The sequence below is a fragment of the Mesorhizobium sp. P2_A8 genome (assembly GCF_056404935.1).
Map to the genome: position 1 here is coordinate 49,222 of NZ_JBFUDB010000017.1, position 9,353 is coordinate 58,574.

Below are 9,353 nucleotides of genomic sequence, written 5' to 3' on the forward strand. Positions count from 1 at the left end.
GAGGAGAGCGAGGATGTCACACGAGATAGAGGGGCGCCGCCTCAAAATGCTAATCGAACAGTACGTGGGGTGCGGAAGACGCGGCACGATGTTGTGTCGGTGAGGCAGGCAGAGGCGGCCGTCCTGGCTGTTATGAAACACTGCCCGGTTTCCAAAAGAGAGCTGGTGATCGCCGCAAGCGCCGTGGCTCATGGCCTAGGTATTGTGTTCGATGCGCAGCAATACCCATCGCATTTTTCGCTTTCGCACTAACATGGCTGCCGACCCTACGTTGAGAGAGGAACCCATCGGCAGCAATGCAGTGCACATCTGCGTCGACATGCAGGCGATGTTCCGAGAGCCGTCGCCGTGGTCATTGCCGTGGAGGAACGTGTGCTTCCCAGGATCGTAGACCTGTGCATCACGCAGCCGTCGAGGTTGGTCTTCACGCGGTTTATGCCGACCAGGCGGCCCGGTGACGGGCAGGGACTTGGAAACGCTATTATGAACGATGAGCAGACATGACGCTTGAGCACCGCCCCGGGACAGGTGGACTTGGTGCCGGAACTTCGAGCGTTTACGCCCCCGGCGCCAGTCATAGACAAACCGGTGTATTCTCCTTGGCTTGGCTCTGACCTTCGCGCTCTACTGGCGCAGCGGCGCTGCATCATCACCGGCGGCGAACCAGAGATGTGCGTGCTTTCGACCGTGTTGGGGGCGGCAGACTATGGCTTGCGTACAATCGTGGTCCAGGATGCGGTCTGCAGCGCCTCCGATCAAGCCCATGATGCCATGATCGAGCTGTTCAGCAATCGCTACGGCCAGCATATCGAGACCGCCACCACCAAGCAGCTTGTAAACTGTTGGATAGATGGGTGACACCCAAACGGTAAGAGCCACGACGATGTCGCCGTGGCCCCCTTTTTTTGTTGGGTGGTCAAGCCGCTTTTTGCTGCTCGGCCGCCCTGTCGTTCACCCCCGACTCACCCAGAGAGGTCAGGGCTTCGTCGGTGGCCCTTTCCTCTTCGAGTGTGGCGTTGAGGAGCTCGACGACGTCATTCTTGCCCAGCGATGTCGCCCAGGCAATCAGCGTGCCATAGCGTGCGATCTCATAGTGCTCGACCGCCTGCGCTGCGGCGATAAGGCCCGCGTCGATCGAGGTCGAACCCTTGTATTCCTCCAGGATTTCGGATCCTTCCTCGATAATGCCGTCGATGGCAGGGCAGGTCTTGCCCCGCGCGGAGACGCCAAAGATATCGAACACCTGCTCAAGTCGCTCGACCTGGCCCTCGGTCTCGACAAGATGTTTCTCGAAGGCGGCTGACACCTGGGGGTCGTCCGCTCCCTGGGCCATCTTAGGCAGGGCTTTGAGAATTTTCTTTTCGGCGTAGTAAATGTCCCTGAGGCCGTCGAGGAACAAGTCATCGAGACCCTTGGCGCTGGCACTGGCTTTCTTGGTGGCTGCCATCTGACAATCTCCTTTGGTTAAAATCACCCCTTCGGGTGCTAATCCAACTTGGATAGTCGCGGCGGGTTCCTCCGGAGATCAGGTGTGATTGATTTTCTTTTGACCTGGCAAGCTCTGAACCGGTCAAAGCAAGCAGTGGTTCGAGAGCCGCGAGTGCGTTTCCGGCGCGATGCCGTTTCCAGCCTCTGTTAACAAGCATGCCAAACCTTGCAGCCGCCCGGCCGACACGGCCGCGCAACTGGTGCAGTTGAGCCATCCCGAACCTGTCCGCTCGAAATACGACCATGGTGTTGGCACGTGGCACGTCCAAGCCATTATGTTTGTCTGCAGACGGATGTCGCCATCCCCGTTGGCAAAGTTCACAATAGCCTCATCCATCTCGGAGGCGTACATGTCGCCATGGGCGACCAACACGGACAAATCGGGGACCAGTTTGCGCAGTTCAGCAAGCGTGGGTTCGAGGTCTTCAATGCCTGGGACCACGCAAAACTTTGGCCAGCCCGTCGATGCTCGCGGATGAGTGCTGTCTTGACCGACGCTCTCTATCGAATGGGCCAGTTCTCAGCGCACCGGACGCCGCTTGCCGGTGGCGTGGAAAGCAGGGTCGTAGCGGCGGTCATCCTCAAGCCTGATTGGACGCGGGTCGCCGTAAGTTCGGTGCCCTCATTGCCACATCACGACACGGCTGGCGACAGGCGAAACGCAATTATCAAACTCATGCACTACCAATGCTTCGGCGGCCTTGACAATGCCAGTAGCGCGGCCGGCAGAGCCCGGAGCGCCTTCCGGGAAGCCGAAGCCGCCAACCGCATTGACGGTGCCATCGCGAACCATGCCGATCAGGACGCCGTCGGCGACAACCTCGACCTTGCCCCGCCGTCGATTTGCACAATGTTGCTGACGCGCCGTGGACACAGTTCGCTCCTTTGGGTTGGACGACTACGGCCCAGGTAAGTGCAGCAGCGGCCTTAACGGGTCCGATTCCGCCCCGCACCACTGGCTGGCTGTTCGCGATGGGATGGACTTGCGAGAAATTGCTTTCCTTTCAGAAAATGCTAATTCAACAGGGTGCATTTTATGGGACCGGAACTTTGATGCAGCGGCGAAGTTCGGGGGAGATGAAGCTTCGCATAGGCACGCTGATGAACGGACTCGTAAAGGACGTTCTGGTCGAAGTGGCGGAGATACTCCCGGCGCTATCTCCGGATGAGAAGGAACCGCTGCCGAGATTACCGGTCGATGGACCCAACTTTCCGAATGACCTGGAACCGTTGATCAGAGCCGATCCTCCTCGAGGTCCCCCAGCACTCCGGAGAGGATCAGGTTATGTCAAAGTATGACCCGTGTACGCAATTTCTTGGAGACTTTGGGCGCAGTCACTTTCGAGCAGCTAGATGAAATCGTTTCGGTACCCAAGCAGGCTCACATAGATCACCACGGCGGCGTCTCAGTCGTTCGGCCCTGACAACTCGCTGCTAGGAACGTCCCTGACCGCGCGTTGCATCCCGCTTAAAGCGGGTGCTTGGTTGGACGAGAAACTCCGCTCGAGATGTAATTCTGAAGGTCTGACGCGCACGAACACCACGGGCGGCATCACCATCGACCCTTTCACGCCGCTGCTCGGCATGTGCGGGCGAAGCAGTATCGCGACCACGGTTCAACATGCTCGGCACCATGCCCCGTTCGCGGACGGCTACGTGTCCGTGAGGCTGGCATAGCGGAACCGAGGGCGACAGCGCGATCTGCGCTGCTGGTCGAGGAAAGGGCAACCCTTGGCCGGATCCGCCTCTACCCGAAAGGTGTGGCAGGCCGCAGTTCAATCCGGTTTTTTTGCTGGATTAACGGAACCTGTTTCCGAAACTGAAGTTTGGGTGGCGCTTGGTTTCCCTCGCCGAGCAGAACACCGGACGGCCCGCCATTCTTCCTCAGTGGCGCGCCTACCGCGCAACGCGTACTTCCGCCACCATGCCGTCGACCTCGATACGCAAGTTCGAATATGATTCCGAAACCAGGGTTCTCTCGGTATGGTTTGTGACGAGCGGCAGGCATTATGAGTTCACGGAGGTGCCGCCGGGGATCTTTGCCGGTTTTAAATCAGCCTTTGCCAAGGGCCGCTATTTCAACGACCACATACGCAACCGCTTTGTATTTCGGCTCGTAACGTAGACCGTACCTTTGGTCGCTCGGTGTCAAGAAACCTGACTAAGGTCGCGCATATCAATCTGCCCCGTGTAGAAATTATCATTGTTGTCGGGCGTCATCGCCTGCCTAGGCTTTTGCCTCACGCTCCACCGGGTCGTTGCCGTGCTTTCTCATAAGTTCCCGCACTTCAGGGATCGTAAGCTGGAACTTACTGGCGAGATAGCCGACTTCGTCGCCTGCTACAGGTTCCGGTCGCGAAAATCACTTTGCTTTTGTCATCGTCTGACATTGTCGGTTCCTCCTGGCAAAAGAACAGAAAAGCCGGCGCCGGGTTCCATGTAGCTACGTGAACGCTCACCCGCGACATCGTCGAGAGATTGGTGATCGTATGGGTCTCATGGTTTCATCATCGACGCGAGTGGCAAAATCGCTAATTTCGACCTTCTGACCGGCCCTGGTTTTTTCGGCGTGTCGATGGCCAAGACGCTCGAAACGCCGTCCTCCATCACCTTCTGGATGGTGGCCGTAAGCGTGATCTCGTCGCCAACTCTCGGACCTCGGCACATTTTGTCGCTCTTTTGATCGCGTAATGGTTGAAACATTCAATTTGCCTAAAATGCTCCGGAACTATTTTAGAGATTGCTAATTTTAGTCCCGGGTATTGGGTAAGTTCATGCGTCTGAATTTCATCAAGCCAATGGAGCCGGAGTTAGAGGACAGACCGCCCGATGGCGAGGAGTGGAGTCATGAAATCAAATTCGATGGCTACCGTACCCAGGTGATCAAGGATGACGATGGCATCCGCCTGTTCACCAAAAACGGCTACGACTGGACTGCCCGATACCGATTCCTCGCTGAAGAGGCGGCCTCAATCGAAGCCGAAGATTTCATCCTGGATGGTGAAACCATCATGATCAATGAGGCGGGGCTGTCCGATTTCTATGCCCTGCAATCGGCTATCACCAAGCGCCGGCCTTCGCAGGACCTCTATCTGGTGGCGTTCGACCTCCTACACATCAACGGCCACGATCTGCGCGATATGCCGATGGAGGACCGCCGCGAGATCCTGCAGGACATGGTCCCGGCCGTTGGCCGGATTCAATTCAGCAAAGCGATGCATGGCACCGGTGAGGTCGTCTACCGGCTCGTTGACCGAGCTGGCCGTGAAGGCATGGTTTCGAAGCGCAGGGACAGCGTTTATCGCAGCGGCCTGACGATGAACTGGCGCAAGATCAAGTGCTTTGACGAAAAGGAAATGGAAATCATAGGAGTGAAACGCGAAAGGGGCAAACCAGCTATGGTGCTCATGGCGGATCAAGGTCGCTATGTCGGCGGGGCCGTTGTCACCTTCAAGCACGATAAGCGCCAGCGGCTCTGGGATCGTGTGCAGGGCAAGGCGGGCGCTCCGCCGCCTATAGCTTTGGCGAATAAAACCGCCGAATGGCTCAAGCCTGGCCTTGTCGGCCGCGTCAAGTTCCTAAAAGGCGAGGAGCAGCTGCGCCACGCCTCGCTACAGGATTTCTGGGAGGAGGACGAGTGAACGCACCGCGCCCGGTCGAGAGCCGCAACCCTCCTGCCGCACCACCGACACGGATGGTCGGCCGACGCTTACCAAGTCGGCACAACATGCGGAATTGGTTACAATTATCCGTCTGATCCTCATTCGACAGGCATTAAAGGGAGACTGTTTTCCTCACCTCCGGCAATTCGACGAGGCTCGGATTTTGTTTCGCTGACACAGAATCAACAAAAACGGCTGTCACGAAGCCGACCACATCAAGGCACAGCATCGGCGTTGGTGGAGGGACAAAAATACCTACGCATTTGTGCGCGAGTTTGCCGCGGATATCGGCTAGCGCGGAGCCAGCCAGGTGTGCCCGCGCCCAGTGCGCGGCGGGTTTTGCGGCTATCTGCTTTCCAACAGTCGGCTAAGGCGGTTTGCCCTTAATAGGGACCGCAGCCGAACGACGCCGGTCGTGTGGTTCATAAGATCACCGGACCCCCGGCCCATCTCTAGGAGACGTTACCAACGCATGCCAGCAAATTTGAACAGAACGGCATTGTCGCGGATCCTGATTGAGATGGGTCTATTCTCCGCGGTCATGAATATCCTTCTGCTGGTCCTGCCGCTCTACATGCTTCAGGTTTATGACCGAGTGCTGCCTGCAAATAACATTGATACTCTTCTTTACATGACGTTTCTGGCGCTCGCTGCCCTGTTTTGTTTCGGCTCGCTCGAGATCGTCCGCGGACAATATGCCGGCCGGCTTGCTTCGCGTCTGGATGTAGCATACGGAGGCCCGTCCTTTCTCGCCGCCATGAACGGCCCGCGCGCGGGGCTCGGCGACGTCCAAGCATTGCGGGATCTCGCCACGTTGCGGAGCTTCATTGCCTCGCGGACGATCCACTTCCTTTTCGATCTCCCCTTCGGGCCGTTGTTCGTAGTCCTTTTGTTTTTCATTCACCCCCTGCTATTTCTCGTAACTGTTATCGGCGCGGTTCTGATGATTGTGCTCGCGTTGCTCAATCAGGCCGCAAGTTCACGCCACGGCAAAACTGCGGGAGACAACCTTTCCGACTCAATGAACTCCGCGCAAGCTTTCGCGCGAAATTTCGAGACCATTCGCACACTCGGAATGGCGACCAATGCGCTGGAGTTCTGGGGCGAGCGCTTTTCCGGATCGGTCCGTGCCGCCGATCGGCTCGCCCGGATCAACACATTCTATAGCGCAGTGTCCCGCACTGCACGGTCGGTTCTGCAGATCACGATTCTCGGAGTCGGGGCTTATCTCGTGTTGAATGAGCAAATGACAGCTGGAATGATATTCGCGTCCTCAATGATCTCGGCTCGGGCGCTGCAGCCACTCGACCAAATAGTCGGCAGCTGGCGCCAGATCGTGGAGGCCAGTATGGCGTGGAAAAGAGTGTCCAGCCTCGGTGGTCTGCCTCGGGGTCCTCGGGCTGTGGCGCTACCCTCCCCGAGGGGCAAGCTGACAAGTGAGCAGTTAGTATATTACGTGCCGGGCGCGACCGAGGGTAGCTTGCCCCTAATCAAGCGCCTTTCATTCGCTGTCGCCGCGGGCGAGACCGTCGCCATCATCGGGCCGAGCCGTGCGGGCAAGTCCACCCTGGCGCGCCTCCTCGTTGGCGCTATCCAGCCCCGCTCGGGCGCAGTTCGTTTCGACGGCGCCGACATCCGCAACTGGGATCCGGAATCGTTGGGCCACCACATCGGCTACCTGCCGCAGGAGGTTGAGCTCTTCCCTGGCACGATTGCTCAGAACATCGCACGCTTTGACCGTGACGCAGCCGACGAGAAGGTGATCCAAGCGGCCGCGCACGCGCAAGTGCACCAGATGGTGGTTTCCCAGAGGGACGGTTACTCGACGATTATCGGTCCCATGGGTGTACGTCTTTCTGGCGGAGAGCGGCAGCGTATCGGGCTTGCTCGCGCCTTCTACAATGATCCCAGGCTCTTGATCCTCGACGAGCCAAATGCCAACCTTGACGCGGAAGGCGAGGCGGCGCTCGAGCGTGCTATCGTCCAGGCGCGCTCTCGGGAAACCACTGTTCTCATCATCACGCATAGGCCGTCCATTGCGGCCAAATGCGACCGGATACTGCTGTTGCGCGACGGCCAGCTTGAACTTTATGGCCGGGTGAAGGACGTGCTCGCCCGTCTGGCACAGGATAAGTCACGCTGGACCGCGACCGATGGCGCCGCAGCCCGCGGCGGGGAGGCTGTCGTGCCTTTCACCCGCTCCGACGCAGCCGGAGTTGGCACATGAGTAGAGCTATGCAGAGCACGGCAAAAATTTATCGCTGGCAGGGCGACATCAATATCCGCACAGAGAAGATCACATTCCTAGGTGGAGCAGCCGTCGCCGCATTCCTGTTTGCCTTCGGATTGTGGGCCGCGATGGCGCCGCTTGCAGGCGCGACAATTGCGCCGGGCGTCGTCGCGGCAGCCGGTCAGAACGTCATGATCCAGCATCTCGAAGGCGGTGTCATCCACAAGATCAGGTTCAAGGAAGGCGACCGGGTTCGCCAAGGACAGATCCTGATCCAGCTTGACCCAACCTTGGCACAGGCGCAGCTCAACCGCGCGCTCAAGCAATGTATCGTTGAACGAGCCGAGATGGCGCGGCTTGAGGCGGAGCGTGACGGGCTGACGGCAATCGTCCTGCCGAAGGGCGTTGGAAGCTACGCGGGCACCTCGGAGTTCAGCGATGTGTTCACGGAGCAGAACAAGGAATTCCAGGCGAGGCTCGCGCGCCATAACGCCGAACAGGAAATCCTGAAGCAGCGCGTAGCCGCTTTGCAGGACTCCATCGTGGGATTGAAGGCCCAGAAGAAGGCAGCCATAGATCAACTGGCGATCGTCAACGAAGAAGCCAACCGGAAGAAGGGACTTTTGGAAAAGGGACTCACTAAACGTTCGGAATATTCAGATCTCCTTCGCAGCGTCGCCGAGCTCGTCGGCCAAACCGGGTCGCTGGAGGCTCAGATCGCGAGTTCGGTGGCTCAGACCGTTGAAGCGCGCCAGCAGATCGAGCGGCTGACGACAAGGCGGGTCGAGGACGCGGTCGCTGAGCTCAACAAGGCGCGGGCCCAGGTTGCGGATCTGGAGGAGCAGATCAATGCCACTCGCTCGGTGCTCGAACGAACCACGATCCGAGCGCCGGTCGACGGTGTCATCGTGCGCTCCGTCTACAATTCCGAGGGAAGCGTCATGCGCGCCGGGGAGGTCGCAATGGAGCTCCTGCCGACCACCGACGACCTGATCATCGAAGCCCAGATCAAACCGCAGGACATTGATTCCATTCGAATTGGGCAGGACGCGAACATGATGTTCACGGCGCTTAATGCCCGCTCCACGCCCAAGGTTCCCGGCAAGGTGTTCTACATCTCCGCAGACCGCCTCATTACCCCCAATACCGGGCAGCCCTATTATACGGTGCGTCTCAAAATGGCAGACAAGCTTCCGCCGCAGGTCAAACCCGAGCAAGTCTACCCGGGCATGCCAGTCGAGGCCTTCATTTCCACAGGGGAACGTACCTTCCTGGAATACTTATCGAAGCCCTTGATGGATTCATTCCAGCGCGCCTTTCGGGAAAATTAGGATCCGCTTTGCACCTCGCCAATCAAAGGCGCTTGATGGAGGCGCAGGATCGTCAGTCGCTGTTTTCACAACACCGAGTCGGGTGACATGACGTTGATTCTTTCCCCGTCCGACCGTCGGCGTCATGAGCAGGCCTCCACCTCGGAGGAGCGTATCCACAGCTGGTCCTTTCTTAGCCTTTGTTCCTGCGGCATTTTCCGCCCGCCGCATTTTTGCCCTGCCAGTGCCAGATTCAGGCCCCATTGCTCAAAGAAACCACCGACCCAAACAAGCCTTTGGAGGGAGACGTCATTTTTTGTGTACCCGGCTGCGCCGCCCTTCTATGCGCCAGTCGCTAACCGGGATGCATTCTGGGTGGGGGGCTCACCGCACACCTTGGATGGGATTTTATGTCTGACTTATTGATCTCGCTTGTCGGTCCGACCATTTCGGTTTCGGAAACGTCTTCGCTGGGGGGCTTGTTCGCGCGGTATGAGCAGGATTTCGCCGCATATGATGACAGCCACTGGGCGGCTGACGGCGCTGACTGGGCCTCGGCGAACTATTACGACCGTGCCTTCATCAACTATGTCTGGTATGCGCGCACCGGCGAGCAGGTTTATCTCCAGCGCGGCAATGCGATCGCTGACGATTATCTGAAGA

At 58.4% G+C, this 9,353-nt stretch carries 9 protein-coding genes; 6 read left to right on the forward strand and 3 right to left on the reverse strand.

The annotated features are described in order from the left end of the window. Positions 1 to 507 precede the first annotated feature (507 nt). Positions 508 to 858, forward strand: a complete 351-nt coding sequence (locus AC1D10_RS34660; protein WP_477279683.1) for a cysteine hydrolase family protein — start codon at positions 508 to 510, stop codon at positions 856 to 858. Between the two features lie 58 nt (positions 859 to 916). Here AC1D10_RS34660 and AC1D10_RS34665 read toward each other — a convergent pair whose 3' ends face one another. The 3 genes from AC1D10_RS34665 to AC1D10_RS34675 form a co-directional block, all read right to left on the reverse strand. Then, entirely contained in the window at positions 917 to 1,447 is a 531-nt protein-coding gene (locus AC1D10_RS34665) for a YciE/YciF ferroxidase family protein (protein ID WP_477279685.1), read from the reverse strand. After that, positions 1,401 to 1,733, reverse strand: coding sequence for a hypothetical protein (locus tag AC1D10_RS34670; RefSeq protein WP_477279700.1), 333 nt, complete (start codon positions 1,731 to 1,733; stop codon positions 1,401 to 1,403). The genes AC1D10_RS34665 and AC1D10_RS34670 overlap by 47 nt, the downstream gene beginning before the upstream one ends. A 377-nt stretch (positions 1,734 to 2,110) precedes the next feature. Beyond that, a complete protein-coding gene (locus AC1D10_RS34675; RefSeq protein ID WP_477279687.1) occupies positions 2,111 to 2,362 on the reverse strand; it encodes a hypothetical protein in 252 nt (83 codons plus the stop codon). A 963-nt stretch (positions 2,363 to 3,325) separates the two neighbouring features. Between AC1D10_RS34675 and AC1D10_RS34680 the strand changes: the two genes are divergently transcribed. The 5 genes from AC1D10_RS34680 to AC1D10_RS34700 form a co-directional block, all read left to right on the forward strand. Next, the gene (locus AC1D10_RS34680) at positions 3,326 to 3,613 is read left to right on the forward strand and encodes a KTSC domain-containing protein (RefSeq protein WP_477279689.1); all 288 of its coding nucleotides are present in this window, start codon (positions 3,326 to 3,328) and stop codon (positions 3,611 to 3,613) included. Between the two features lie 649 nt (positions 3,614 to 4,262). Beyond that, complete coding sequence (locus AC1D10_RS34685; RefSeq protein ID WP_477279691.1) at positions 4,263 to 5,129, forward strand: ATP-dependent DNA ligase; 867 nt, start codon at positions 4,263 to 4,265, stop codon at positions 5,127 to 5,129. Positions 5,130 to 5,622: 493 nt separating this feature from the next. Further along, positions 5,623 to 7,377, forward strand: coding sequence for a type I secretion system permease/ATPase (locus AC1D10_RS34690; RefSeq protein ID WP_477279692.1), 1,755 nt, complete (start codon positions 5,623 to 5,625; stop codon positions 7,375 to 7,377). A gap of 8 nt (positions 7,378 to 7,385) precedes the next feature. Further along, on the forward strand, positions 7,386 to 8,711 hold the full coding sequence (locus AC1D10_RS34695) for an HlyD family type I secretion periplasmic adaptor subunit (protein ID WP_477279694.1): 1,326 nt from the start codon (positions 7,386 to 7,388) through the stop codon (positions 8,709 to 8,711). A gap of 389 nt (positions 8,712 to 9,100) precedes the next feature. Then, the coding region (locus AC1D10_RS34700) for a hypothetical protein (RefSeq protein WP_477279696.1) at positions 9,101 to 9,353 on the forward strand (253 nt) is incomplete at its 3' end.

What these genes read in the sequence shown, in the direction of transcription:
- AC1D10_RS34685 (WP_477279691.1), top strand. Translation starts at nt 4,263, where the DNA reads ATGCGTCTGAATTTCATCAAGCCAATGGAGCCGGAGTTAGAGGACAGA.
- AC1D10_RS34670 (WP_477279700.1), bottom strand. Translation starts at nt 1,733, where the DNA reads ATGGTCGTATTTCGAGCGGACAGGTTCGGGATGGCTCAACTGCACCAG.
- AC1D10_RS34690 (WP_477279692.1), top strand. Translation starts at nt 5,623, where the DNA reads ATGCCAGCAAATTTGAACAGAACGGCATTGTCGCGGATCCTGATTGAG.
- AC1D10_RS34695 (WP_477279694.1), top strand. Translation starts at nt 7,386, where the DNA reads ATGCAGAGCACGGCAAAAATTTATCGCTGGCAGGGCGACATCAATATC.
- AC1D10_RS34665 (WP_477279685.1), bottom strand. Translation starts at nt 1,447, where the DNA reads ATGGCAGCCACCAAGAAAGCCAGTGCCAGCGCCAAGGGTCTCGATGAC.